The 501-nt window shown below is 69.3% G+C and carries 1 protein-coding gene; it reads right to left on the bottom strand.

Going from position 1 to position 501, the window contains the following annotated elements; translation table 11 throughout:
* Window positions 1-501: phosphoenolpyruvate carboxylase (locus EN807_RS32490; protein ID WP_135937926.1), on the bottom strand; the 501-nt coding region annotated here is incomplete at both ends.

The raw sequence follows: 501 nt of genomic DNA, 5'->3' as shown, positions 1-501 counted from the left end.
GTCATCCACAGAAGCTCGATCTCGCTTTCCAGATCGGCGACCAGCAGGTCGCGTTCGCGCGGCGCCCAGCGCGGCTGGTCGAGCTCGGTCAGCTTGCGATATATGCGGCGGTGGATCTCCAGCACCGTGACGCGCTTGGCCTCCGTCGGGTGCGCGGTCATGGTCGGGCCGACGCAAAGCTCATTGAGCGCGGCCTGGGCCTCCTGCGCCGAGTGGCCGTTGGCCGCCATCTGCGCGATCACGCTGGCGAAGGAGCCGGGCACGTCGTCGACACCGGCGCCTTGTTCGAGTTCGCGGCGCGCCCGCATGGCAAGCAACTCGTCGGCAATGGCGAGCAGCTGGAACCAGACGCCGCTCGCCTGAAGCGCCGGGATGCGCTGGCCAGGGGCGAGGGAGCCAAGCGACCTGCGTCCGCTCAGAACGGCGGCGATCTCCGGCTCGCGGGCGCTTGCGACCTGCAGCAGCAGGCGCAACAAAAGGCTGCGCTCGTCCTCGCGAAAC

Source organism: Mesorhizobium sp. M5C.F.Ca.ET.164.01.1.1 (genome assembly GCF_004792125.1).
Classification (GTDB): Bacteria; Pseudomonadota; Alphaproteobacteria; order Rhizobiales; family Rhizobiaceae; genus Mesorhizobium; species Mesorhizobium wenxiniae.
Note: the sequence above shows the minus strand (reverse complement) of the source record. Positions and strands in the feature narration are given on the sequence as shown.